At 71.7% G+C, this 24,940-nt stretch carries 22 protein-coding genes, 1 other RNA gene and 2 pseudogenes; 15 read left to right on the top strand and 10 right to left on the bottom strand.

The window, feature by feature from the left end; translation table 11 throughout:
- The 4 genes and pseudogenes from EF387_RS39840 to EF387_RS39825 form a co-directional block, all read left to right on the top strand.
- Positions 1-379, top strand: a pseudogene (locus tag EF387_RS39840) (transposase); the annotation flags it as partial.
- Positions 379-714: a MerR family DNA-binding protein gene (locus tag EF387_RS39835; RefSeq protein WP_128381500.1), complete on the top strand. Its 336-nt coding sequence runs from the start codon at positions 379-381 to the stop codon at positions 712-714. The pseudogene EF387_RS39840 and the gene EF387_RS39835, both read left to right, overlap by 1 nt.
- A gap of 220 nt (positions 715-934) precedes the next feature.
- Positions 935-3,091, top strand: coding sequence for an RNA polymerase recycling motor ATPase HelR (helR, locus tag EF387_RS39830; RefSeq protein WP_128381499.1), 2,157 nt, complete (start codon positions 935-937; stop codon positions 3,089-3,091).
- Between the two features lie 168 nt (positions 3,092-3,259).
- Positions 3,260-3,892 carry a response regulator transcription factor gene (locus EF387_RS39825; RefSeq protein ID WP_128381506.1) on the top strand — a complete coding sequence of 211 codons (633 nt, stop codon included), beginning with the start codon at positions 3,260-3,262 and terminating at the stop codon, positions 3,890-3,892.
- 42 nt (positions 3,893-3,934) lie between these two features.
- Here the strand turns inward: EF387_RS39825 and EF387_RS39820 are convergent, their stop codons facing one another.
- The 5 genes from EF387_RS39820 to EF387_RS39800 all read right to left on the bottom strand — a co-directional run bounded on the left by EF387_RS39820 (position 3,935) and on the right by EF387_RS39800 (position 8,430).
- Positions 3,935-4,738: a hypothetical protein gene (locus EF387_RS39820; protein WP_238431959.1), complete on the bottom strand. Its 804-nt coding sequence runs from the start codon at positions 4,736-4,738 to the stop codon at positions 3,935-3,937.
- A complete protein-coding gene (locus EF387_RS39815) occupies positions 4,738-5,280 on the bottom strand; it encodes a SigE family RNA polymerase sigma factor (protein ID WP_128381497.1) in 543 nt (180 codons plus the stop codon). Before EF387_RS39815 ends, EF387_RS39820 begins: the two co-directional genes overlap by 1 nt.
- 79 nt (positions 5,281-5,359) lie before the next feature.
- Positions 5,360-6,757: a sensor histidine kinase gene (locus tag EF387_RS39810; protein WP_128381496.1), complete on the bottom strand. Its 1,398-nt coding sequence runs from the start codon at positions 6,755-6,757 to the stop codon at positions 5,360-5,362.
- A gap of 12 nt (positions 6,758-6,769) precedes the next feature.
- Positions 6,770-7,486: an ABC transporter permease gene (locus EF387_RS39805; RefSeq protein ID WP_128381495.1), complete on the bottom strand. Its 717-nt coding sequence runs from the start codon at positions 7,484-7,486 to the stop codon at positions 6,770-6,772.
- A complete protein-coding gene (locus EF387_RS39800) occupies positions 7,486-8,430 on the bottom strand; it encodes an ABC transporter ATP-binding protein (RefSeq protein WP_128381505.1) in 945 nt (314 codons plus the stop codon). The genes EF387_RS39805 and EF387_RS39800 overlap by 1 nt, the downstream gene beginning before the upstream one ends.
- 318 nt (positions 8,431-8,748) lie before the next feature.
- Between EF387_RS39800 and EF387_RS39795 the strand changes: the two genes are divergently transcribed.
- From EF387_RS39795 to EF387_RS39785, 3 genes are all read left to right on the top strand, one after another.
- Positions 8,749-9,609 (top strand): MaoC/PaaZ C-terminal domain-containing protein, encoded by an 861-nt coding sequence (locus tag EF387_RS39795; protein WP_128381494.1) that lies wholly within the window; start codon positions 8,749-8,751, stop codon positions 9,607-9,609.
- Positions 9,610-9,717: 108 nt separating this feature from the next.
- Positions 9,718-10,794 carry a Zn-dependent alcohol dehydrogenase gene (locus EF387_RS39790; RefSeq protein WP_128381493.1) on the top strand — a complete coding sequence of 359 codons (1,077 nt, stop codon included), beginning with the start codon at positions 9,718-9,720 and terminating at the stop codon, positions 10,792-10,794.
- Positions 10,795-10,808: 14 nt separating this feature from the next.
- The gene (locus tag EF387_RS39785) at positions 10,809-11,747 is read left to right on the top strand and encodes a 3-oxoacyl-ACP reductase (RefSeq protein WP_128381492.1); all 939 of its coding nucleotides are present in this window, start codon (positions 10,809-10,811) and stop codon (positions 11,745-11,747) included.
- Positions 11,748-12,022: 275 nt separating this feature from the next.
- Here EF387_RS39785 and EF387_RS47670 read toward each other — a convergent pair whose 3' ends face one another.
- Both EF387_RS47670 and EF387_RS39780 read right to left on the bottom strand, forming a co-directional pair.
- Positions 12,023-12,184, bottom strand: a complete 162-nt coding sequence (locus EF387_RS47670) for a hypothetical protein (RefSeq protein WP_202918517.1) — start codon at positions 12,182-12,184, stop codon at positions 12,023-12,025.
- A 47-nt stretch (positions 12,185-12,231) separates the two neighbouring features.
- Complete coding sequence (locus EF387_RS39780) at positions 12,232-13,719, bottom strand: hypothetical protein (protein ID WP_128381491.1); 1,488 nt, start codon at positions 13,717-13,719, stop codon at positions 12,232-12,234.
- A 240-nt stretch (positions 13,720-13,959) separates the two neighbouring features.
- Here EF387_RS39780 and EF387_RS39775 point away from each other — a divergent pair, with 240 nt between their 5' ends.
- The 4 genes from EF387_RS39775 to EF387_RS39760 are packed head-to-tail and all read left to right on the top strand — an operon-like array spanning position 13,960 to position 18,095.
- Positions 13,960-15,057 (top strand): ABC transporter substrate-binding protein, encoded by a 1,098-nt coding sequence (locus tag EF387_RS39775; protein WP_128381490.1) that lies wholly within the window; start codon positions 13,960-13,962, stop codon positions 15,055-15,057.
- A gap of 60 nt (positions 15,058-15,117) precedes the next feature.
- Positions 15,118-15,984 carry a Nif3-like dinuclear metal center hexameric protein gene (locus EF387_RS39770; protein ID WP_128381489.1) on the top strand — a complete coding sequence of 289 codons (867 nt, stop codon included), beginning with the start codon at positions 15,118-15,120 and terminating at the stop codon, positions 15,982-15,984.
- Entirely contained in the window at positions 15,981-16,724 is a 744-nt protein-coding gene (locus EF387_RS39765) for a CT398-like coiled coil hairpin domain-containing protein (RefSeq protein ID WP_128381488.1), read from the top strand. The genes EF387_RS39770 and EF387_RS39765 overlap by 4 nt, the downstream gene beginning before the upstream one ends.
- Positions 16,725-16,736: 12 nt before the next feature.
- A complete protein-coding gene (locus EF387_RS39760; protein ID WP_128381487.1) occupies positions 16,737-18,095 on the top strand; it encodes a bifunctional RNase H/acid phosphatase in 1,359 nt (452 codons plus the stop codon).
- Between the two features lie 250 nt (positions 18,096-18,345).
- Here EF387_RS39760 and eda read toward each other — a convergent pair whose 3' ends face one another.
- Both eda and yaaA read right to left on the bottom strand, forming a co-directional pair.
- Positions 18,346-18,996: a bifunctional 4-hydroxy-2-oxoglutarate aldolase/2-dehydro-3-deoxy-phosphogluconate aldolase gene (gene eda, locus EF387_RS39755; RefSeq protein WP_128381486.1), complete on the bottom strand. Its 651-nt coding sequence runs from the start codon at positions 18,994-18,996 to the stop codon at positions 18,346-18,348.
- 389 nt (positions 18,997-19,385) lie between these two features.
- Positions 19,386-20,186 carry a peroxide stress protein YaaA gene (gene yaaA / locus EF387_RS39750; protein ID WP_128381485.1) on the bottom strand — a complete coding sequence of 267 codons (801 nt, stop codon included), beginning with the start codon at positions 20,184-20,186 and terminating at the stop codon, positions 19,386-19,388.
- A gap of 238 nt (positions 20,187-20,424) precedes the next feature.
- Here yaaA and EF387_RS39740 point away from each other — a divergent pair, with 238 nt between their 5' ends.
- The 4 genes and pseudogenes from EF387_RS39740 (at position 20,425) to rnpB (ending at position 23,648) form a co-directional block, all read left to right on the top strand.
- Complete coding sequence (locus tag EF387_RS39740) at positions 20,425-21,003, top strand: Uma2 family endonuclease (protein WP_128381483.1); 579 nt, start codon at positions 20,425-20,427, stop codon at positions 21,001-21,003.
- A gap of 75 nt (positions 21,004-21,078) precedes the next feature.
- Positions 21,079-21,891 (top strand): helix-turn-helix domain-containing protein, encoded by an 813-nt coding sequence (locus tag EF387_RS39735; RefSeq protein WP_128381482.1) that lies wholly within the window; start codon positions 21,079-21,081, stop codon positions 21,889-21,891.
- 169 nt (positions 21,892-22,060) lie between these two features.
- A pseudogene (locus tag EF387_RS50230) lies at positions 22,061-23,152 on the top strand (DMT family transporter); the annotation flags it as partial.
- A gap of 91 nt (positions 23,153-23,243) precedes the next feature.
- Positions 23,244-23,648, top strand: an RNA gene (rnpB, locus tag EF387_RS39725) — RNase P RNA component class A.
- 301 nt (positions 23,649-23,949) lie between these two features.
- On the opposite strand, the gene EF387_RS39720 is transcribed toward rnpB, so the two are convergent.
- On the bottom strand, positions 23,950-24,921 hold the full coding sequence (locus EF387_RS39720) for an alpha/beta hydrolase (protein WP_128381481.1): 972 nt from the start codon (positions 24,919-24,921) through the stop codon (positions 23,950-23,952).
- Between the last annotated feature and the right edge of the window lie 19 nt (positions 24,922-24,940).

The raw sequence follows: 24,940 nt of genomic DNA, 5'->3' as shown, positions 1-24,940 counted from the left end.
TGGGCCGTTGACGGCACCTGGGAGCGGGTGTTCACCGCGCTGACGGCCCATGGCCGGCGCCGATGAGGACCTCGACTGGGCCGTCTCGGTGGACTCCACCATCGTGCGTGCCCACCAGCACGCGGCCGGGGCCCCGCAAAAGGGGGCCCCGGCCGGCGAACCGGCAGACCACGCCATCGGCCGGTTCCGCGGCGGGCTGACCACAAAGACCCACCTCGCAGCTGATGGCCGTTGCCGGCCCCTGACCTTTCATCTCACCGCCGGACAGGCCGGTGACGCGCCGGCCTTCCGCGAGGTGATGAGGCGTCTGCGCGTCCCACGCCGGCGTGGACGGCCCCGCACCAGGCCGGACACCGTCCTGGCCGACAGGGCGTATTCGTGCTGGAAGCGGACCGCGGCGCGAACGGGTACCGCGAGTACCACGAGAACGCCGTGCTGCGGGTGAAGCAGATCAGGCACCTGCTTGGTGCCGGTTTGTCCTCCGAGGACATCGCCTACCTGCTGCCCTGTGCGATCGGAGAGGCTCCAAAACTGCTCGGGTGTCCCGAGTTGCTGGCCGCGATGCGGTCACGGCTGCAGCGACTGGACGATCAGATGGCCGCGCTCGCTCAATCCCGGGACCTTCTTGCCGACTACATTGACGCCGCCGAACGCATGGGCAGCGAGAGCTATCCACTTTTTGACGATGCCGACCTGGAGCCCGCCCGCGCCTGAGCGGTTGGGAGGGTGGTCGACAGGGGTGCTGGGTGGCCGGCCGCAGAGTGCGGTGGGGCAACACATGGGCAGCACACACCTCTTGCCACTATCAACCTATAGCGCACCGGGGGGCTTGCGGCAAGGCCCCGGTCGTGCCGCAGAATCGCTGGCCTAAGCCAGGGACCTGCGGAAACGGGGGATTTACCAAGTGCGTGCGTCGTTATCGGTAGCTGATGACATGAACCCACTGACCACCAGCGCGTTCGCCCTTCCCGACCAACTCACGCCCAAAGCCGATCCGATGCTGATCGCCGCCGACGAGCAGCACTTCGCGGCCATCGCGGAGAGCCTTGAGCAGGCGATCGCCGAACTGTCCGACCGCCTCGACGCCGAGCGCAAGGCGCCGGGCGGCGTGGGCCGGGAGGCGTTGGAGCGGGACCTGGAGATCCACCGGCTGACCGGTCGTCTGCGCGCCCTGCGCCGCTTCGGCCTGGACCTGTGCCTCGGGCACGTCGTCAGCGCGGACAACCCCGAGCCCGTCTACATCGGACGACTCGGCCTCACGGACAGCGAGGGGCGTCGACTGCTGCTCGACTGGCGCTCGCCCGCCGCCGAGCCGTTCTTCGCCGCGACCCACGCCAACCCGATGGGTCTGGCAAGCCGCCGCAGGTACCGATGGACCCGCGGCCGGATCACCGACTACTGGGACGAGGTGTTCTCCGCCGACGGACTCGAAGGGCACGCCGCACTCGACGACCAGTCCGCCTTCATCGCCAGCCTGGGCGGCAACCGGTCGGAACGGATGCGCGACGTGCTCGCCACCATCCAGGCAGACCAGGACGCCGTCATCCGGGCGGGATCCCGCGGCGCCCTCGTCGTCGACGGCGGTCCGGGCACGGGGAAGACCGTCGTCGCCCTGCACCGCTCCGCCTACCTCCTCTACTCCGACCCCCGCCTCGGTCACCGCCGCGGCGGCGGCGTGCTGTTCGTCGGCCCGCACCGGCCCTACCTGGCCTACGTCGCCGACGTCCTCCCCAGCCTCGGAGAGGAGGGCGTGCAGACCTGCATCCTGCGGGACCTCGTCGCCGAGGGCGCCGACGCGGCGGTCGAGACCGACCCGGACATGGCCCGCCTGAAGTCGTCCGCGGACATGGTGAAGGCGATCGAGAAGGCCGTCAGGTTCTACGAGGAGCCGCCCACCGAGGGGATGACGGTCACGACCCACTGGTCCGACATCTGGCTGAGCGCCGACGACTGGGCCGAGGCGTTCGAAGCGGTGGAACCAGGTACTCCGCACAACGAGGCGCGCGACCAGATCTGGGAGGAGCTGGTCACGATCGTGATGGACAAGCACGACGGCGACGGCGACGTCTCGCCCGACCTCTTCCGGAGGTCCCTGCTGCACGACGAGGAGCTGGTCGGGACCCTCAACCGCGCCTGGCCGCTGCTCGAAGCGGCTGACCTCGTCTCGGACCTGTGGTCCGTACCCGCCTACCTGCGGATGTGCGCTCCCTGGCTCAGCCCCGACGAGATTCGGAAGCTGCGGCGGGCGGACGCCAAGGCCTGGACGGTGTCCGACCTGCCGCTCCTGGACGCCGCACGGCAACGGCTCGGCGACCCGGAGGCGTCGCGCCGCAAGCGCCGGCACGAGGCCGCCGTCCGCGCCGAACGCGAGCGCATGGCCGACGTCATCGACAACGTGCTCGCCGCCGATGACGACGGTGAGGGCGCGGTGACGATGCTGCGCGGACGGGACCTGCAGGACAGCCTGATCGACGACACCGCGCTGCCCGGCACCGAACCGGACCTGCTCGCCGGCCCGTTCGCGCACATCATCGTGGACGAGGCCCAGGAACTGACCGACGCGGAGTGGCAGATGCTGCTGCTGCGCTGCCCGTCCCGGAGCTTCACCATCGTCGGGGACCGCGCCCAGGCCCGGCACGGGTTCACCGAGTCGTGGCCGGAACGGCTCCAACGGATCGGGCTCGACCGGATCAACGTGGCCTCCCTGAGCATCAACTACCGGACGCCGGAGGAAATCATGGCGCAAGCCGAGCCGGTGATCCGGGCCGCGCTCCCGGACGCCAACGTGCCGACGTCCATCCGCAGCAGCGGAGTCCCCGTCATGCACGGATCCGTCGCGGATCGCGACTCGATCCTCGACAGCTGGCTCGCCGCACATGCCGACGGGATCGCCTGCGTCATCGGCGACCCCACGTTCCGGGCGACGTCCCGCGTCCGGTCGCTGACCCCGGAGCTGTCGAAGGGGCTGGAGTTCGACCTGGTCGTCCTCATCGACCCGGAGGCGTTCGGTGAGGGTGTCGAAGGAGCGGTCGACCGCTATGTCGCGATGACCCGCGCGACCCGGCAACTCGTCATCCTCACGAGCTCCTGACGTCCGGCCGGGGCAACGCGCGGTGCCGGTCGGAAAAGCGGTGGCCGGGTCCGCCGGGCGCGGGACGAGGCAGGGCGGGGAGGAAGCCAAGAAATGGTGGATCCGGGTGGAAGGGGAGATTTCCCGTATGTCCGGCTCTACCCTGTGGCCGTGACCGACGTGACCGAGATGCCCCGGGCCCACCGTCCCGCCCGCTCCATCCGCGTCCTCCTCGCCGAGGATCAGAGAATGATGCGAGGCGCCCTCGCCGTCCTCCTCGGGATGGAGCCGGACATGGAGGTGGTCGCACAGATCGCGAACGGCGACACGATCGTGGACACGGCACTGCGGACCCGCCCCGACGTGGCGCTCCTCGACATCGAACTGCCGGGCCGCAGCGGGCTGGACGCCGCGGCCGACCTGCACCGGGAGTGCCCCGACTGCCGGGTACTGATCCTCACCACCTTCGGCCGGCCCGGCTATCTCCGCCGGGCCATGGAGGCGGGCGCGGCGGGCTTCCTCGTCAAGGACGGCCCCGTGGAGGAACTGGCCGAAGCCATCCGCCGGGTGCTGACCGGCGAGAGGGTCATCGACCCCGCGCTCGCCGCGGCCGCCCTCAGCGCCGGCCCCAACCCGCTGACCGCCCGGGAGCGCGACGTCCTCAACGCCGCCGTCGACGGAGCGACCGTCGCCGACATCGCCGCCAAACTCCACCTCTCCGAGTCGACCGTCCGCAACTACCTCTCCGCGGCCATCGGCAAGACCGGAACCCGCAACCGCATGGAGGCCCTGCGAGAGGCCCGCCGCCAGGGGTGGCTCTAGGCGGGCCGTCGGCAGGTGGCTCCAACGGATGGCGCCGCTGCTTCAGGCCACGACCCTCGCCGCCTTGAACGCCACCCCCTCGGGAGCCGACGCCACGAACCAGCTCGAGTCTGCGCCGTCGACCGGGTGGATCGCCGCCTTGTCGTACTCCATTCCGGTGCCCTGCGGATTGCGGTGGACCACCGTCGTCGAACCGTTGTCCCATGTGACCTCGGCCCGTTTGGCGGTGGACGGGAGCCGGCAGATGGCGAGCCGGTAGGAGCCGTCGTCCCCCAGCGGGACCGCGTAGGACGTCATGTCCTTGCCGGAGGGGGTGTCGCCGGGCTCCGTCGGGCCCTGCACAACCGTCGACACGGTGCCATCGACCACCAGGTCCACGAAGAACCAGCTCTTGCCGACCAGATCCTCGGCGTCCCGCACCCCTTTCGGATCGGAACCGTACAACGGCATCGCGTCAAGCTGAGCCCGCGCCTCCGACGCGTCCAGCGGCGCCTCCCACACGCTGATCCTGACCTCCCACTTCCTGCCCTTGTCGGTCCCCACCGCGAGCGTGGTGTACCGGGGCCGGTCCACGACGTCCGGCGTGGGGTTCTCCGAATCCGTCGCCACCGTCCGCCGGTCGTCCCCGCCCATCGCCCCGGCCAGCGCCAGTGACCCCGTGGAACCCGCGATCACCAGGGTCGCCGCCGTGGCCACCGCCCAGCGACGGGCCCTGCGGCGCCTGCCGCCCCGTACCACCTCCTGGTAAGGGGCTGTACCGATCTCGACCTCCTCCGTCGCCTCCGCAAGCAGGAGGGCGATCTCCCCGTGCGTCATGTCGTGGTTCGTCTCCCGGTCCGCGCTCATCACTTCCGCCCTCCTCCGTGTGTCATCGTCTCCGCCAGTCCCGGTAGGGCGCGGAGTTTCGCGATCCCCTTCGCGGCGTTGCTCTTCACCGCGCCGACGGAACAGCCCATCGCCTCAGCCGCCTGTGTCTCGCTGAGGTCCTCCCAGTAGCGCAGCACCACGGCCTCCCGTTGCCGCGGCGACAGTTGCGACAGCGCCGTCAGCAGGGCCCGGCGGTCGTCCGCTCGCGCGATGTGGTCGCCGGTGTCCGGCACCTCATGCGTCAGGGTCGAGTCGTCCCGCGGCGCCAGGAACTCCTTCAGGCGTCTGCGATGCCGACGGGCATGGCAGTTGATCATCACCCGCCGCACATAGGCCTCCGGCTCGTTGGCCGATCCGACCCTGCGCCAGGCCGCGTACACCTTCTCCAGCGACGTCTGGACCAGGTCCTCGGCGGCGTGCTGCTCCCCCGTGAGGAGAAATGCCGTACGCATCAGCCGTGGCCAGCGGCCGATGACAAAGGCTTGGAACTCCTCGTCCCGAGCCTGCTTCCGATCCCCCATGGGCACCTCCTTGACGCCCTATAGAGTCCACGGGGTTCCCGGTTCGTTGCCTCGCCGCCGAAATCCGTCGGCGAGCCGGTCAGCCCCGCCGGGATGCGGTCCCGGTTCCTCCCCCGGACTCAGGCCCGACGGCGGAAGAGGAGGCCGAAGCGGGAGCCGAAGCGGGGCCGGGGGCGGTCGGCCCGGGTTCCGTTCCCTCGACCGGAAGCTCGGCCTCCACCACGAACCCACCGCCCGGATCCGGCACAGGCCCGGCCACCAGGACACCGCCGGCCGCCGCGAGCCGCTCCGCGAGACCCACCAGACCGGTTCCGCCGACGGCCGGGGCGGGGGAGAATCCCGTAGCGGGGGAGAAGCCGGTAGCAGGGGCCGGCCCCGCACCACGCACCGGCACGAGCGCCGCGCCGGTGCCGTCGTCGGACACCGTGAGCCTGACCCGTTCCGCCGTCCCTTCCACCGTGATCGCGCATCGCGTCGCCGCGCTGTGCCGTACCGCGTTCGTCACCGCCTCGCGTACCACCCACCCGAGCAGTGCCTCCGCGGACGCGGACAGCGGCGGGCCCGACTGCTGTACCGACGGCTCGATCCCGGCCGCCAGCAGGGCCGAGCGGGCGTGGTCGAGTTCCGTGGCCAGGCTGCCCTCCCGGTAGCCCGTCACCGCCTCACGGATCTCCGTCAGCGCCTGCCTGCCCACCGACTCGATGTCGGAGATCTGGCCGAGCGCCGCAGCCATGTCAACGGGTGCCAGCCGGCGCGCGGCCTCCGACTTCACCACGATCACCGACATCGTGTGGCCGAGCAGATCGTGAAGATCCCGGGAGAAGCGCAGGCGCTCCTTCTCCACCGCCTGCCGCGCCAGCTCCTCGCGGGCCGCACGCAGTTCCCGTACCGCCTCGGACAGACTCAGGATCGCGGCCGTCACCGCCGTCGAGATGAACGTCCCGTACGCGATGTTGATCGCGTCCCAGCCCTCCTTCACCCCCGCGACGATCCCGGCCACAGCGCTCAGCGCCAGGCCGATCCTGCCCAGCTGCCGGCCCCGGAGCGTCGCACCCACGGCGAGTCCCAGCAGCGGGAAGAAGTACAGCCAGCTGCCGCCGTAGCCGAGTGCCAGTCCACATGTGAGGACGAACATCACCGCCAGCGTCCAGCGGGTGGCGGGAGCCTGTCGCTTCTCCTTGACGAAGGCCCGGAACACCACTGATACGTATAGGGAGTTGAAGGTCAGCAGGCCCAGGCCGCCGATCCACGGGTTGGGCGTCTTGCCCTGCAGCAGGTTGGAGAAGGATCCCAGACCCAACAGCAGCCAGGGGAGCAGGCTGAAACCGGTGGGCGGCGGCCCGGCTGCCTCCAACTCCTTCCCGGCCTTCCGCGCGGCACGCCGGTCCGCCCTGAACCGCCTCCTGTCCCCGCGCCACTGCGCCCGCGCCGCCCGCAGCCCCACCCAGCGGCCCGCGACCTTCCGCAACCAGGACATCCGTCCGCCCCCTCATACGGTCTGTGCGGCACGCCGGTAGGACACCACAGCGTACGAACCGAAGACCAGCAGCCAGGCCGCGAGCACCAGCACCGCCGCGAGTGCCGGGGCATGCCCGTCGGCGACCGCCGTGCCGAGCTCCGCGAAGCGGTTCGTCGGCGTGAACGACGACAGCGACCGCAGCCAGCCGGGGAACAGCGCGACCGGGAACCACAGCCCGCCCAGTACCGAAAGACCCAGGTTGCACAGCATGTTCACCACACCCGTGGCCTGTGCGGTCAGCCGGTAGCCGGTGCCCAGGCCGAGCAGCGTGAACGGCAGCGAACCGAGCCACAGCAGCAGCGCGATCGCCGCCCACTGCCACACGTCGAGCCGTACACCGTTGACCAGGCCGCCGGCCGCCAGCACCGCGCCGATCGCGGGCAGCACCGTCACCGCCCCGGTCAGCGCCCGGCCGAGGACCACCTCGCGCGGGAGCATCGGGGTGATCCGCAGCTGCCGCAGCCAGCCGACCGCCTTGTCCTCGGCCACCCCGCCGCCTGTGTTGAGTGCCGAGCCCACCGCCCCGTACGCGGCCATCCCGACCATTGAAGCTGTGCGCCAACTCCCGTCGTCCGTACCGAGGTTGGTGAAGAGGAGGTACATCATGACCGGCATCGCGACACCGCCGATGACGAAGCCCGTGTCCCGCAGGGTGCGGCGTACCTCGAGCCGTACGTAGTCGAACATCACCGGACCTCCGGCGCCGCGGAGCCGGTCAGGGCGAGGAACGCGTCGTCCAGCGACGCGGGGGAGACCTGAAGTCCCCGGATCGCGTCCCGCTCGGCGAGCGCCAGCACCGTCGCGTCGGAGTCCTCGGTACGCAGGCGCACCCGGTTCCCGCGGACCTCCAGGGAGACGACGCCCGGGAGGCGGGTCAGCCCCTCGGTGCCCGTGGCGGTGACGTCGAAGGAGACCAGGCTGCCGCACGCCGCCTGCCGCAGTTCCTCCCCGGTGCCCTCCGCCACGATCCGGCCGCGGTCGATGATGACGATCCGGTCTGCGTGGGCGTCCGCCTCCTCCAGATAGTGCGTGGAGAACAGGACCGTGTGCCCACGCCGCGCATAGGCCCGCATCGCCTGCCAGAAAGCGTGCCGGGCCTCGACGTCCAGTGCCGCGGTGGGCTCGTCGAGCACGACCAGCGCCGGGTCGCCCGCCAGCGCCACCGCGAACCGCACACGCTGAGCCTGCCCGCCCGAGAGCCGGTCCACCCGCCGGTCCGCCAGCTCCGTGACCCCCGCCAGGTCGAGCGCCCGTTCCACCGGCATCGGCGCCGGATAGCGCCCGGCCACGAAGGTGACCAGCTCGCCCACGGTGATCCGGGGCACCGGGCGCGCCTCCTGAAGCATGGCACCGACCAACCCCCGGCGTACGGAGTTCTCGGGTGCGTTCCCGAAGAGGGCGACGCGGCCCGTGTCGGGTTCGTCCAGGCCGAGCAGCAGCGAGACCGTGGTGGACTTTCCCGCGCCGTTGCGGCCGAGCAGGGCCACCGTCTCGCCGTGGGCGATCTCCAGGCCGACGCCGTCCACCGCCGTCACGTCACCGAACCGCTTGACCACACCGGTGAACGTCACGGCCGGTGCGGCTGCCGGGATCTCCGGATCCCGGGCCCTCGTTGCCGTCGGCTGTGTCATGTGTGTCATGTACGTCATGCGCGTCATGTGCTTCATGGTTACGACGCTACGAATCCAAGGGCGGGCCGCGGCAGATGCGCATGTACGCGGTCCGGCAGGACAAATGTCACGGGTCCCCGGCCTCCGACGTGAGCTGACGTAGTGTCAGGAGTCTTCACAACTCTCAGGGCCTCGGCTATACAGGGGACGCCGTACTGGAACGCGTTCTAGAAGGGACGGGTTCCGGAGCGCCCCGTGACGACCTCGGTGCGACCGACGGTGCGGACGGCCGCACCGAGGTCTCTTCCCAGCGTCCTTACCGCCAGTGTCAGGAGCCCCATGCCCATCGACGCAGCCAAGGCCGTTGCCGCCGAACCCCACTCCGCCGAGATCGCCTGGGACCACAAGGACGTCCTGCTCTACCACCTCGGACTCGGCGCGGGCATCCCGGCCACCGACCCCGACGAGCTGCGCTACACCCTGGAGTCCCGGCTGCACGTCCTGCCGAGCTTCGCCACCGTCGCGGGCGCGGGGTCACCCGGCGTCATCAGCGGACTGTCCATGCCGGGCATCGACGTCGACCTGGCCGCCGTCCTGCACGGCGGGCAGCGCATCGGGCTGCACCGCCCCATCCCGGCACGGGGCACCGCGACCGCCACCTCGCGCATCGCGGCCGTGTACGACAAGGTCAAGGCCGCGGTCATCGTCGTACGCACCGAAGTCGCCGACGCCGAAGGCCCGTTGTGGACCAACGACGCCCAGATCTTCGTACGGGGAGAGGGCGGCTGGGGCGGCGACCGCGGACCCTCCGCCCGGTCCGAGCCCGCGGCCGGGCCACCGGACAAGGAGGCCGAGCGGCGGATCCGCGAGGACCAGGCACTGCTCTACCGGCTCTCCGGGGACTACAACCCGCTCCACGCAGACCCCGAGTTCGCGAAGAAGGCCGGGTTCGAGCGACCGATCCTGCACGGCCTGTGCACCTACGGCATCACGCTCAAGGCCGTCGTCGACACGGTGCTCGGCGGCGATGTCGCCCGCGTCCGCTCGTACACGACCCGCTTCGCGGGGATCGCCCTCCCGGGCGAGACCCTGCGCATCCGGATGTGGACCGGGCAGCCGGACCGCGTCCAGGTGTCGGTCACCGCCGTCGAACGGGACGACGCGCCGGTGCTCGCGGACACCGTCGTCGAGCACTCCTGAAACCGGGCACTCGCGAAGCCGAGCGCCCCGGAAACCGAGCACTCCAGAGCCGAGCACTCCTGAAACCGAGCACTCCAGAGTTTCAGCACTCCTGAGGGGAGACGCACCATGCGCGCAGCCGTACTGCACGAGATCGGTCAGGACAAGCTGGACGTGCTGGACGACGTAGAGGCGGTGGGCTTCGGCCCCGGCCGGGTGAGGGTTCGGGTGCGGGCCGCCGGCCTGTGCCACTCGGACCTCTCCGCTATGAGCGGCGTGCTGCCGCAGCCCGGGCCGTTCGTGCCCGGCCACGAGGGCGCCGGCGAGATCCTGGAGGCCGGAGAGGGAGTCACCCACCTCAAGGCGGGTGACCGGGTCGTGCTGTGCTGGCTGCCCGCCTGCGGCACCTGTCCGGCGTGCAAGCGCGGACAGACCGAGCTGTGCCTGTCCGGGTTCCTGAACGCCGGTACGCCCAACTTCCGGCGGCCCGCCGGCGATGTGTTCGGCATGGCGGGCACCGGGACCTTCGCCGAGGAACTCGTCGTCGACGCGCGCTGCGCCGTGCCGATCCCCGACGACGTGCCCTTCGACATCGCCGCGCTCATCGGCTGCGGGGTCACCACCGGACTCGGCGCCGCGCTCAACACCGCGGACGTGGAGGCGGGTTCGTCCGTCGCCGTGATCGGCTGCGGCGGCGTGGGCATCTCCGCTATCCAGGGCGCCCGGCTCAAGGGCGCGGCCGAGATCGTCGCCGTCGACCCGGTCGCCGTCCGGCGGGAGGGTGCGCTCAAGTTCGGTGCCACGAAGGCGGTTTCGCCGGACGAACTCGCCGACGCCAAGCAACAGCTCACGGGCGGCGAGGGCTTCGACTACGTCTTCGAGGTGGTCGGCAAGTCCGCGACCGCGCGCACCGCCTACGAGACCACGCGGCGCGGCGGCACCCTGGTCGTGGTCGGCGCGGGGGCACTCGACGACTTCCTGCAACTGAGCATGTTCGAGCTGTTCTTCGACGAGAAGCGGATCCTGCCGTCCATGTACGGGGGCGGCGACGTGCTCCGCTCCTACGAGCGGACCATCGCGCTGTGGCGCGCCGGACGCATCGACCTGGAAGGGCTGATCACCCACCGCGTGCCGCTGTCCGGCATCAACGAGTCGCTGGACCAGATGCGTTCGGGTACGGCGCTGCGTACCAGCATCGAGATCTGACCCGGGGAACCGCGATGTCACTGCCACTTGAGGGTCTGTCGGCGATCGTCACCGGCGCGGGGCGCGGGCTCGGCCGGGCGGAGGCGCTCGAACTCGGGCAGCTCGGCGCGGCCGTGGTCGTCAACGACTACGGCCGGACCGGGCGGGACGGCTCGGGCAACGCGTCGGGCGCGCCCGCCCAGCAGGTCGCGGCCGAGATCCGCGCGGCGGGCGGCACCGCGGTCGCCCACACCGGAGACGTCGCCGACCACCAAGAGGCCCGCGAACTGGTCCACTTGGCGGTCGCCGAGTTCGGGAAACTGGACATCCTGGTCAACAACGCGGGCATCCTGCGCGACCGCATGGTGTTCTCGATGTCCGAGGACGAGTGGGACTCGGTGATCCGGGTCCACCTCAAGGGCCACTTCAACACGACCCACTTCGCCGCCGCGCACTGGCGGGAGCGTTCCAAGGCGGCGGGCGCGCCGGTGTACGGGCGGATCGTCAACACCTCGTCGGAGGCGTTCCTCGCGGGTTCGGCGGGCCAGCCCAACTACGCCGCCGCAAAGGGGGGCATCGTCGGGCTGACCACCTCGACCGCGCTCGCGCTCGCCAAGTACGGGGTGACCGCCAATGTGATCTGTCCGCGGGCCCGGACCCGGATGACCGAGGACGTCTTCGCGGGCCTCGAGAAACCGGAGGCCGGACCGGACCCGCTCGCCCCCGAGCACGTCGCCCCGCTCGTCGGCTATCTGGCCTCCCCGGCGGCGGCGCAGGTGAACGGGCAGTTGCTCGTCGTGCACGGCGGCATGGTCGCGATCGTCGAACGCCCGCGGGTGGCCGCGAAGTTCGACACCAAACAGGATGCCTTCACCTACGACGAACTCGACGCGCTGCTCACCCCGCACTACGCGGACCGGCCGAGCGGTGAGACGTTCGCGGCGGTCGAGGTACTGGGCCTGAAGCACGAGTGAGGGCACGGCCGGCAGCCCGGTAGGGCACGGCCCAATGGCGCCGGGCGGGGGAGTGCACGGCAAGGGGCCTGGCACCCCTGGAAACGGCAAAGGGGCCGGAAACCCCTGGAAACGGCAAAGGTCCTGCACCCCTGGAAACGGCGAAGGGGCCCGGCACCCCTGGAAACGGCAAAGGGTCCTGCACCCCTGGAAACGGCGAAGGGGCCCGGCACCCCTGGAAACGGCAAAGGGCCCGGCACCCCTGGAAGGTGCCGGGCCCCCGTACGGGCGGGAGGTCAGTCCTCCACGGACGGCTTGCGGTGCCGACCGCTGGGCGCCGTCGCCTCGTCCCGGGCGGAGTTCGGGCCACGGTGCTTGCCGTGACCCTGGTCGGCGCCCTGGGCCACCATCGCCCGGGAGTCGTCGGCCGTCGTCTCCGTCGTGCTGCTGTCGCTCATCGGAAGTTCACCCCGTCAACAAGATCTTTCGATTCAGCCGGGTGAGTCTATCCGGCGGCCACAGGTTGACGTTCGTCGGCCACCCGCCCGGTGAGCGGCGCCTGTTGCAGCGGGACCGGACGGGGCCCCCCGGTGTGAACCGGAGCCTGCGGCACGGCCGCGAGGACCTCCTCGCCCTCGCCCGCAAAGGGCCCCTGCGCGAGCGGATCCTGCGTCAGCGTTCCCCCTGCGAGCGGTCTCTGTGTCAGCGGCCCCTCTGCGAGCGGTCTGCGTGCCGGCGGTCTGCGCCCGCCTGCCAGGGCCTCACCCACCCGCACGAAACGCGGCGCCGAAGAAGGAGAGGCAGGAGGTGTCGGGGGATCCGGCTCCGCGTGCTCCGACGGCGCTTCCCCCGTCGCCGAAGCCCCACGGTCCCGGTCCGGATCCCCCGCCCCGGTGGGCGCCTCCATCCGAGCCACGCCGCACGGCACTGCCCCCGTGACGTACGGCAGATGGAGCACCCCCTCCTGGGTCCAGAAGCCTGTGCCCGTCAACCAGCCCTCCGGTGCCGGGACTTGGTGCACCCGCCGGTCGACCGGCCGCCACAGCCCGATCCAGCTGCCGGCCGTGGCGTCGATGCGCAACGCCACCGCACAGCTCTCCGGCGTCAGCAACTGCCCCGGCTGGATGGCGAAGGGGGTGACCGCGACGGGGGCGCCCCCGGCCGCACGGGGATCGGACGGAGGGACGGTGAGGCGCAGCGACTCCGGGAAGCGCACCGGCAGCATGCTGCCCAGCACGCCCCAGCCGAGCTGGGCGCGGCCCGGTGACGGCGCGTCCGAACTGATCAGGAGCAGCCCGCTGTCCGGGTCGGCGAGCAGCAGCCGGTCGTCGCTGTCGTCGGTGAGTTGCAGCAGGGGCGTGACCGTGCCGCTCTCCAGATCGAGGGCGACGGTCTTGGTCTGCCCGTGCGCCGCGCGGTCCAGCGCGAGCAGCCGGCCCGTGCGGTCCAGCCAGACCCCGCCCGTACACCGCCCCGGCACCTCGGCGAGCAGTTCGGGACCGAGGGCGCCACCCGCAACCAGCCAGACGGCCGACGAACTCGGCCCGACCAGCAGCGCGCAGGCCCGGGAGCCGTCCGGGACGGGCGGCAGCAGCCGCAACTCCGTCGCGTCGTCCGGGCGTTCGATCGCGCCCAGCGGCAACTCGCCCGTCCCCGGGCCCGTCGGGTACAGCAGCGAGAACATGTGCCGGTCGGCAGACGGGCGGTGGATGAGCACCCGCCCGTCGGTCAGCGGCAGCACCTCGGTGCCGGGCGCCTCCGGCCGGTCCCCGGGCAGGGGCACCGCGTACGGTTCGGGGCCGTCCAGCGTCCAGCGCTCCGGGAACCAGGCCTCCCCCGACGTCGCCTCCCCCGACGTCGCCGCCCCCGCAGTGCGGGTGAGGCGGGCCGCGTAGCTTCCGTCCGCCGTGATCACGCACCCCGACTGCGTGGCCCGCATGTTCGCCGGCATGCTCTCGGTTTCCGCCGCTGACTCGATGACACAGGCCGTCATGGTTCGGTCACCTCCGGCGACGAAACTAGAGTTCACGCTCGCGCACGGAGGCCCGCGAGCACCCACTTCACACGTACGGGTGGCCACGCGGTGGTTCTCCTGAGGAGAACGGGGCGGTTGTGCTGGGCACGTTGGGGGCATCTAAGGTTAGGAACACCTAAGTACTGCCTGTGCGGTGGTGATTGAGCCACGCGCCTTCCTCCGCCGCGGCGGGCCGTACCCAATTCCCATGGAGTACCGATGCACGTCCTGCACCGCCCGACGTCCGCCGCCGAGCGCCCGAAGCCCGCCCTCTTACAGCGCCGAGGCCCTGCCGCGGTAGCCCTCACGCTGGCCGCGGTGCTCTCGCTCGCCGCCTGCGGATCCGGCGACAGCGGCAACGGCTCGGGCTCCGGCCCCGGTTCTCGGAAGGGCGACGGCGGCAGCAAGTCCGTGGCCCAGGGCGGCGAGGACTTCGCCAAGGCGGCCGAGGAGACGGCCCGGATGGGAACCACCGCCAAGGCAGGTGAGTTCCCGAGAACGATCAAGCACGCGATGGGCAGCACCGAGCTGAAGGCGAAGCCGAAGCGCGTGGTCGTGCTCGACGTCGGCGAGCTCGACAACGTCGTCTCGCTCGGCGTGAAGCCGGTCGGCTGGGCCCCCACCGAGGGTTCCGCGGGCATCCCCTCGTATCTGAAGAAGGACGCGGGCAGCCCCAAGAACGTCGGCACCATCAACGCCCTCAACCTGGAGGCGATCGCCGGCCTCCAACCCGACCTCATCCTCGGCAGCGAGCTGCGCGCCGCGAAGCTGTACCCGCAGCTGTCGAAGATCGCGCCGACCGTGTTCTCCATCCGCCCCGGCTTCACCTGGAAGGAGAACTATCTCCTCAACGCCGCCGCGCTCGACGAGACCGCCGAGGCGAAGGCGAAGCTGGCCGCGTACGAGAAGGAGGCCGGGCGACTCGGCACCGACATCGGCTCCGACAAGCCGGCCGTCACCATGCTCCGCTACATGCCCGGCATGATCCGCCTCTACGCGAAGGCGTCCTTCATCGGCACGATCCTCGACGACGTCGGTGTGCCGAGGCCGAAGAACCAGCAGGTCAACGATCTCGCGACGGAGATCAGCCCGGAGCGGATCGACGAGGCCGACGCGGACTGGATCTTCACCGGTGTCTACGGCGACGCCAAGAAGACCGAACGCGCCACGGCAGAGGACAACCCGCTCTGGAAGAAGCTGGGCGCGGTGAAGTCCGGCCAGGCCAAGGACGTGCCCGACGAGACCTGGTACCTGGGACTCGGGGTCACGGCGGCGGACGCGGTGCTGAAGGACCTGCGCGGCTACCTGGTCAAGTAGGTCGAACAGTCGAGCCCCTGGGCAGGTGGGGCACGCGGGAGGGCAGGTAGCCTTTTCTGCGTGCCCCGTCTGTCTGAAGTCATCGCCGCACTCGACGCTCTCTGGCCCCCCGAGCAGGCCGAAGGGTGGGACGCGGTCGGAACCGTCTGCGGGGACCCGGACGCCGAGGTCGGGCGCGTACTGTTCGCCGTCGACCCCGTCCAGGAGATCGCTGACGAGGCGGTGAAACTGGGCGCCGATCTGCTGGTCACCCACCACCCGCTCTATCTGCGCGGAACGACCACCGTCGCCGCCTCGCACTTCAAGGGCCGTGTCGTCCACACCCTGATCAAGCACGACATCGCCCTGCACGTCGCCCACACCAACGCCGACCGTGCCGACCCCGGCGTCTCCGACGCCCTCGCGGGCTCCCTCGACCTCCGCGTCGTAGGCCCAGTCGTCCCGGACCCGGCCGACCCCGCCGGCCGCCGTGGCCTCGGCCGGATCTGCGAGCTGGACCGCCCGCTGACCGTACGGGACCTCGCCGCACGCGCCGCCGAGCGGCTGCCCGCCACCGCGCAGGGCATCCGGGTGGCCGGCGACCCCGAGGCGCTCGTCCGCACGATCGCCGTCAGCGGCGGCTCCGGCGACAGCCTCTTCGACGACGTACGCGCGGCCGGCGTCGACGCCTTCCTCACCGCGGACCTGCGCCACCACCCGGTCTCCGAGGCCCGCGAACACAGTCCGCTCGCGCTGCTCGACGCGGCGCACTGGGCCACCGAATGGCCCTGGTGCGAGCTGGCCGCCGCCCAGCTCGACGAGATCTCCGACCGCCACGGCTGGGACCTGAGGGTCCATGTCTCCAGGACGGTCACCGATCCCTGGACCGCCCACGCGGCGTCCTCACCCGCTTCCTCCCCTACTGACGCATCTGGAGCCCCCAACTGAACGCCGCGCCCGCCGACCAGATCCGACTCCTCGACGTCCAGGCCCTCGACGTCCGCCTGCAGCAGCTCGCGCACAAGCGGAGGTCGCTTCCCGAACACGCCGAGATCGAGTCGCTGAGCAAGGACCTCACCCAGCTGCGCGACCTGCTGGTGGCCGCGCAGACCGAGGAGGGCGACTGCGCCCGCGAGCAGACCAAGGCCGAGCAGGACGTGGACCAGGTGCGCCAGCGCGCCGCCCGCGACCAGCAGCGCCTTGACTCCGGCGCGGTCACCTCCCCCAAGGACCTGGAGAACCTCCAGCGCGAGATCGCCTCCCTCGCCAAGCGCCAGGGCGACCTGGAGGACGTCGTCCTCGAGGTCATGGAACGCCGCGAGTCCGCGCAGGAGCGGGTCGCCGAGCTGACCGAGCGGGTCTCCTCGGTCCAGGCGAAGATCGACGACGCGACCGGGCGCCGGGACGCGGCGGTCGAGACGCTCGACGGCGAGGCGTCCTCGGCGACGAAGGAGCGCGAGGTCATCGCGGCCGCCGTCCCCGCGGACCTGCTCAAGCTCTACGACAAGCTGCGTGAGCAGCAGGGCGGTATCGGCGCCGCCAAGCTGTACCAGCGCACCTGCCAGGGATGCCGCCAGGAACTGGCGATCACCGAGCTGAACGAGATCAGATCGGCGGCGCCCGACACCGTCGTGCGCTGCGAGAACTGCCGCCGGATCCTGGTGCGTACGTCCGAGTCGGGGCTGTAAGGGGCGCCGTCCGTGCGGGAGTTCATCGTCGAGGCCGACGGGGGGTCCCGGGGCAACCCGGGGCCCGCCGGTTACGGCGCGGTCGTGCGCGACGCCGCGACGGGCCGGCCCCTGGTGGAGGTGGCCGAGTACCTCGGCGTCGCCACCAACAACGTGGCGGAGTACCGCGGCCTGCTGGCGGGCCTGGAGGCGGCCCGCGACCTCGACCCCGAAGCCTCGGTCGACGTCCGCATGGACTCCAAGCTCGTCGTCGAACAGATGACGGGCCGCTGGCAGATCAAACACCCGTCGATGCGCCCCCTCGCCGGCCGGGCCCGCTCCGTCTTCCCACCGGGCCGGGTGAGCTACCAGTGGATCCCCCGAGCGGAGAACAAGCACGCGGACCGGCTGGCCAATGAGGCCATGGACGCGGGGGAGTCGGAGGGGGTCCGGTTCTTCGTACGGCGTGAGGTGGACTCCTCAGCATCGGCAGGCGGCGGTCCAGCCCGCCCGGCACCTGAGGACGAGGCCGCCAGGCCGATGAGCGGGGGCCAGGGGGCTGCGACCCCCGGCGGGGTCCGGGGCGGAGCCCCGGGGTCGGGACGGGTAGGGGCGGAGGGGGCGAAATCCCCATCGGCCCGCGCCACGGCGGACGTGCGCGCCACGGCGGACGTGCGCGCCACGGCGGACGTGCGGGCCACGGCCGACGTACGCGCCGCCAAGAACCTCGCCGCCGAGAAACTTGCCGCCAAGAAGCCCGCCGACATGGGCAGCCCCGCAACCTTCGTCCTGCTCCGGCACGGAGAGACCGCGCTGACCCCGGAGCGACGCTTCTCCGGCAGCGGCGGCAGCGACCCCGCCCTGTCCGAAGCGGGCCGCGCGCAGGCCGCCCGGGTTGCCGATGCCCTGGCCGCCCGGGGCACCATCGAGGCCATCGTCTCCTCGCCCCTCACCCGCTGCCGCGAGACCGCGCAGGCCGTGGCCCGCCGGCTCGGCCTCGACGTCACCGTCGAAGACGGCCTCCGTGAGACCGACTTCGGCGCCTGGGAAGGCCTCACCTTCGCCGAGGCCCGTGAGCGGCACCCCGCCGACCTCGACGCCTGGCTCGCCTCGGCGACGGCCCGGCCCACCGGCGGCGGCGAGAGCTTCGAGGAGGTCGCCCGCAGGGTCGCCACAGCCCGCGACAAGCTGCTCGCGTCGCACGCGGGACGTACCGTCCTCCTGATCTCCCACGTCACGCCGATCAAGACCCTCGTACGCCTGGCCCTCGGCGCCCCGGCGGAGTCGGTCTTCCGGATGGAACTGTCGGCCGCGTCCCTGTCGGCGATCGCCTACTACGCCGACGGCAACGCAAGCGTCCGCCTCCTGAACGACACCGGCCACCTGCGCTGAGCCGGGGCGGGCCGTTCCGCCTCAGCGTGGGTGGTGGGCCGTTTCCGGCGGTGGAGTGCGGGTGGTGGCCTGTCCCGGCCCAGTGCGGGTGGTGGGCCGTTTCCGGCGGTGGAGTGCGGGTGGTGGCCTGTCCCGGCCCAGTGCGGGTGGTGGGCCGTTTCCGGCGGTGGAGTGCGGGTGGTGGCCCGTCCCGGCCCAGTGCGGGTGGTGGGCCGTTTCCGGCGGAGTGCGGGTGCCGGGCCGTCCCGGCTCAGCGCCGGAGCTTCGCGGCCTCCCGGGCCAGTCGCGCCACCCGGTCCCAGTCCCGCGCCGCCACAGCGTCGTCGGGCGTCAGCCAAGTGCCGCCCACGCAGGCCACGTTGGGCAGCGCGAGATACGAAGGCGCCGACTCCGGCCGGATGCCTCCGGTCGGACAGAACCGGGCCTGGGGGAGGGGCCCGGCCAGGGACTTCAGATACGCCGTGCCGCCCGCCGCCTCCGCGGGGAAGAACTTCATCTCGCGCACCCCGCGCTCCAGCAGCGCCACCACCTCCGAGGTGGTCGACACCCCCGGCAGGAACGGCACCCCGGACGCCTCCATGGCGTCCAGCAACATCGGCGTCCAACCGGGACTGACCAGGAAACGCGCACCCGCGGCCACCGAGTCGGCCACGTTCGCGGGCGAGATGACCGTGCCCGCGCCGACCACCGCCCCCGGCACGCCGTCGGCGATCGCCCGGATCGCCTCCAGCGCGACCGGCGTCCGCAGAGTCACCTCGATCGCGGGCAGCCCCCCGTCGACCAGCGCCCGCGCCAGCGGTACGGCATCGGCGACGTCCGTCACCACGACGACGGGCACGACGGGGGCGAGGTCCACCACGGAGGCGGGCAGGGGCGCAGGCGCAGGCGTCGGTGAGGTCATGGGCTCATCCTGCCCGTGGCACGCAACATACGCAAAGGTCGTTGCACATGTTGCAATGCAGCGTTGTGGTGGTGGGGGTCGTGGCTGGGCTCAGGGGGACCGGCGCTCAGCGGGAGGGCCTCCAGCGGTGCGGGCCCAGCGGGGCGGGCGGCCTCCAGAGGGAGGGCCTCCAGCGGTGCGGGCGGCCTCCAGAGGTGCGGGCGGCTTCCAGCGGGGCGGGCGGCCTCCATTGGGAGGTGCCCCAGCGGGGCGGGCGGCCTCCATTGGGAGGGGCGGCCTCCAGCGGGACGGGCGGCCTCCAGCGGGAGGGCCCCAGTGGGCTGGAACCCTCAGCGGGCTGCGTGGTCAGCGGGCTGCGTGCTCAGCGGGCTGGGTGGTCAGTGGGCCGGTCAGTGGATCTCCGTCACCACCACGTCCAGGGCCCACGCCCGCCCCGCCCGCGCGGGAGCCTCCGCCTCCACCGTGTAGCCGAGGTCCCGGAGCGCCACCACCAGCTCCGCCGGATCCTTCGGCGCCGCGCCCGACGTGAGCAGGGCGCGGACGATCCTGCCTTTCGTCGCCTTGTTGAAGTGGCTGACGACGGAACGCTTCTCCACCCCGTCGACCACCTGCGCGTGCAACACCCGCACGGTCGCCGTCCGTCCCGCGACCTCACCCTTCGGCTTCCAGGCCGCCGCGTACGCCGAGGACCGCAGGTCGAGCACCAGACCGTCGCCGGCCGCCTCGGGGAGCGCGGCGGCCATCGGCGCCCGCCAGTGCCCCGACAGCGCACCGAGGCCGGGGAGCTTCACACCCATCGAGCAGCGGTAGGAGGGGATGCGGTCGCCGACGCGCACCGCGCCCCACAGCCCCGAGAACACGAGCAGCGAACGGTTCGCACGGCGCTTGGCCGCCGGGTCCAGGGAGGCGAGGTCCAGCGCGTCGTACAGCACACCCGTGTAGATCTCCCCGGCCGGACGCGCGCCCGCCATCCGAAGCGCGGCGTTCTTCGCGACCTCGCCGCGCAGACCCTCACTCAGGCCCAGCACCTCACGGGCCTTGTCCTCGTCGGCCGCACACAACTCGACCAGCTCGTCCAGGACGGCCTGCCGGGCCGCGGTGAGTCCGGGCAACGCCAGCGACTCCGGCTTCAGCGGGGCGCCGCGTCCGGACGGGGCCTTTCCTTCGGATGGCGGCAGCAGCACCAGCACGGGGTCTCCTTCTCTCTTGCTCCGCGCCAGCGTACGGGGTGCCTCCCGCACCGTTCACCCGGGCTGAACCGGGGACGGCGGGGCCTCGGGGGCGGACTCGCGCGACGCCTCGCCGGTGCCGAAGGAGCACGACCGTTCATGGCGTCCTGTGCCACGATCGAGGGAACGGTTCCCGATCTCACGGACAGGCGGTTCGGCGATGTCCCAGCATGGCGATCGACCGGAGGAGGGGCGTGACATGACTGCCGTGGCGCATGAGCCGCTCACGCCGGCGGAGGGCCTGCTGGAGACCTTCCTCGCCCTCGACACCCCGGAGGGTTTCCGGGCCGAGCTGATCGAGGGCGAGATCGTTGTGACGCCGCCGCCGGACGGGGATCACGAGGACTACATCAGCCTGATCATGAAACAGGTGATCAGGCAGTCCGCCACCGACATGGATTTCTCCGGGCACAAGGGACTCAAGCTGAGGAGCGGGGGCGGCTGTCCGAAGGACCACGCCATCCCCGACGGGACGTTCGCCCCCGCCCGGCTGCGGCTCTATCGAGGCGCCGACCCCTGGATGCCCTGCGAGGGCGTCGCCATGGTCGCTGAGGTGACGTCCACCAAACCGAAGGCCGACCGCGAAACCAAACGCCGCTGCTACGCCCGCGGTGGCATCCCCCTCTATCTGCTCGTCGACCGCGAGACCTCCTCGGTCACCCTGTTCAGCGACCCGGAGAACGACGACTACCGCCAGCTCTGCACCCGCCCCTTCGGTAAGCCGATCACTCTCCCCGAGCCCTTCGCGTTCGAGCTGGAGACGACGGACTTCCTCTGAGCCGGCACGGCCCCGGAAGGAAACGGGCCCCCTCCGCGTTGCAGCAAACACGCAAGGTAGCGGGACGGAGGAGCCATGGCCGCGCGCGACGAGACCAGCTGGACCCGGGCCTGCCTCGGCCCCCGGGACTCCCTCGACCTGCTGACCGCCAGCTTCCAGGACCACCGCTACGCACCGCACGCCCATGAGGAGTTCGCCATCGGGATGTGCGTCGCCGGGACCAACACCATCGACTACCGCGGCGGCCGCCTCGACGTCGGCGCGGGCTCGATCGTCGTGATCGACCCCGGGGAGGCGCACACCGGCCGCCCCGCGGAGCCCAACGGCTACGCGTACCGTGCGCTGTACCCGAAGGCCTCCCTGCTCAGCGAGGGCACGCTCGGCCTGCCGCACTTCCGGGAGCCGCTGATCGACGACCCGGAGCTGGCCGGCGCGCTGAGGCGCACACACGCCGAGCTGAGCGGTCTGCACGATCCCCTGGAGGCCGAGTCCCGCCTCCCCTGGCTGCTCACCGCGCTCGCCCGGCGCCACTCCACCGCCCGGCCGGTGCGCGACACGGTCCCCGGCGCCGGCACCGTCGCCCATGCCGTACGCGACCGGCTCGCCGAGGAACTCCTCGCCCCGCCCTCCCTCGCGGAACTCGCCACCGAGCTGGGCATGTCCCGCTACCAGCTCCTGCGAGCGTTCCGCGGCACCATGGGCATGCCCCCGTACGCCTGGCTCGCCCAGTACCGGGTGGGCCGGGCCCGTACGCTCCTGGAGTCCGGCCACCGCCCGGCAGAGGTGGCGGGCCTGGTGGGCTTCGCGGACCAGGCCCATCTCACGCGCTGGTTCCGGCGGGTGGTCGGAGTGACCCCGGCGACGTACCGGGCGGGCGTCGGCCCTTAGGGCTTGCCGGGAAATAAATCGTCGGCGAGCATCTGTCCTGAGCTGCAGTGTCAAGACCCGGAGCATGCAAGTTGTATCCCGGCAAGCCCTTAGGGGTCCTTGCACTATGAGCGTCCGATGAGGTCGCGTGGTCTGGTGCCGTGCATCGCAAGGCGCCGGAGAGCCCTGGATGGGGGTGCCCCCTGCTCGAGCGGAGCCGAGAGCTTGGGGGAGGAGCTACCTGGGCTTTTCGGCAACGCGGCGATGGGGGTGCCCCCTGCTCGAGCGCAGCCGAGAGCTTGGGGGAGCGGTGCCAGGCCGCGCGACCCGGGCGGGCATAGTGCAAGGACCCCTTAGCCGGTCAGCCGGTCAGGCAGACAGCCGGTCGCGGCCGGTGACTGGCGGCGCAACAGCGTTCAAGACTCCGCACCCCCGCCCGGCCGAAACTGCCGGTATGACTGCACGTGGCTGGTTCCTCTTCTCCCTGATGGGAGTCCTCTGGGGCATCCCCTACCTGATGATCAAGGTGGCCGTGGACGGGGTGTCGCCGTCCATGGTGGTGTTCGCGCGCTGCGCCCTGGGCGCCGTACTGCTCCTGCCCTTCGCGGTACGGCAGGGGAACCTCGTCCGTGTGGTACGGGCGTACTGGCGCCCCATGCTGGCCTTCTCCGTGATCGAGATCATCGGGCCGTGGTGGACGCTGACCGACGCCGAGCGGCACCTGTCCAGCACCACGGCGGGCCTGCTGATCGCCGGGGTACCCATCGTGGGTGTCGTACTCGCCCGTTTCTTCGGCGAGGGTGAACGGCTGGGCGCTCGCCGTGTCGCGGGCCTGGCACTCGGTCTCGGCGGAGTGGCCGTGCTGACCGTCCCGCACCTGACCGGCGGCGACGCGCGCTCCCTCGCCGAAGTCGGGGTGACGGTCCTGGGCTACGCGATCGCGCCGCTGATCATGGCGCGTTACCTGAAGTCGGTCCCCACGCTGCAACTCATAGCCCCCTGCCTGCTCCTGGCGACACTGGTGTACGCACCCGCGGCGGCGCTGACCTGGCCGTCCGAGGTTCCGTCCAGCGAGGTGCTGGCCTCGCTCGCCGGCCTCGGCGTGATCTGCACGGCCCTCGCCTTCGTGGTCTTCCTGGAACTGATCCGGGAGGCGGGCCCCACCCGGGCGACCGTCTTCACCTACGTCAACCCGGCCGTCGCGGTCGCCGCGGGCGCGGTGTTCCTCGGCGAGGAACTGACGGCCGGCGTGCTCGTCGCGTTCACCCTGATCCTGGCGGGCTCGTTCCTGGCCACGGCCGCGGCGCCGACGGAGGGCAGCCGCTCGGTGACACACCGGGTAACCCGCCGGGTATCATCGTCCCCACGGCAGACGAGCCGGGCGGACGGCCGCGTGGGGGTCCCTGTGGACCTCCCCGAGGAACGTCCGGGCTCCACAGGGCAGGGTGGTGGCTAACGGCCACCCGGGGTGACCCGCGGGACAGTGCCACAGAAAACAAACCGCCCAGCGCTCAGGCGCTGGGTAAGGGTGAAACGGCGGTGTAAGAGACCACCAGTGCCCAGGGTGACTTGGGCAGCTAGGTAAACCCCACCCGGAGCAAGGTCAAAAGGAGCGCCGTGAAAAGCGCTCTGCGCGGACGCTCGAGGGCTGCCCGCCCGAGTCCGCGGGTAGACCGCACGAGGCCGACGGCAACGCCGGCCCTAGATGGATGGCCGTCGCCCCGGCCGCCGCGAGGCGCCCGGGGACACAGAACCCGGCGTACAGCCCGACTCGTCTGCCGCTGGGGCTTCACCTGGGACAGTCACCAGGGCAGGCCCATGCCCAAGGGCCTCTGACCGCCAGGTGGCGAGCGCCATGGCAAAGTCACAGGCCGGTGCCTCTCAGCGGACCCTGGGCTGAAACACATGCCCTCGCCGGACCAGTGGGCGTACTCGGTGCGGGGACGTCCACTGGTCCGGTGAGCCGCACGCCGTTGCGTCAGCTCGTCGCGCGTAGTTCGGTTCTTCCCCTGGCCTGATGCCGCTGAGGTGGTGTCAGTGGGTGCTGGCCGCGCGCCGGCCGAGCCGCCCCGTACCGTGTCAGCGGGCGTGCAGCACGGACCGCAGGGCGCCGACGGCCATCGTGATGGCCGCCTCCGCCGCATGCGTCCCCCGCAGGGCGTTGAGCATCACGAAGTCGTGGATGATGCCCTGGAAACGGACCGCGGTGACCGGGACGCCCGCCTCGCGCAGCTTGTTGGCGTAGGCCTCGCCCTCGTCGCGCAGGACGTCCGCCTCGCCGGTGATGACCAGCGCCGGGGGCAGGCCGGTGAGCTGCTCGGTGGTGGCGCGCAGCGGGGATGCGGTGATCTGGGCGCGCTCCGCCTCGTCGGTCGTGTACTGGTCCCAGAACCACTGCATGCCGTCGCGGCGCAGGAAGTAGCCCTCGGCGAACTGGTGGTAGGAACCGGTGTCGAAGGACGCGTCCGTGACCGGGTAGAAGAGGACCTGCTGGACCAGCGGCACGTCACCGCGTTGCTTGGCCATCAGCGTCAGCGCGGCGGTCATGTTGCCGCCGACCGAGTCACCGGCCACGGCGAGCCGGGAGGCGTCCAGGTCTTTCGACGCGCCCTGCTCGACGATCCACCGGGCGACCGCGTAGTTCTGCTCGATCGCGACCGGGTAGCGGGCCTCGGGGGAGAGGTCGTACTCGGGGAAGACCACCGCGGCGTTCGCGCCGACCGCGAGTTCGCGCACCAGCCGGTCGTGCGTGTGGGCGTTGCCGAACACCCAGCCCGCGCCGTGGATGTAGAGGATCACCGGCAGGCTTCCCTCGGCACCGGCGGGCTTGACGATACGAGCCCGGACGCCCTCCGTCGGGCCGCCCGGGACGGTGATCCACTCCTCGTCGATCTCCGGCTTCTCGATCTCGCCGGACTGCACCTCGTCGACGGCCTTGCGTCCCTCGGCGGGCGGCAGGTCGAAGAGGTAGGGCGGGTTGGCGGTTGCCTCGGCGAACGAGGCTGCCGCCGGCTCCAGGACCGGCCGGACCGGCTCGACGGCGTCGGACATGTGAGTTCTCCTGAGTTTC

Origin of the sequence: Streptomyces cavernae (assembly GCF_004023625.1) — a bacterium.
GTDB lineage: Bacteria > Actinomycetota > Actinomycetes > Streptomycetales > Streptomycetaceae > Streptomyces > Streptomyces cavernae.
The sequence above is the reverse complement of the archived record's forward strand: the minus strand, read 5'-3'. Positions and strand labels throughout refer to the sequence as shown.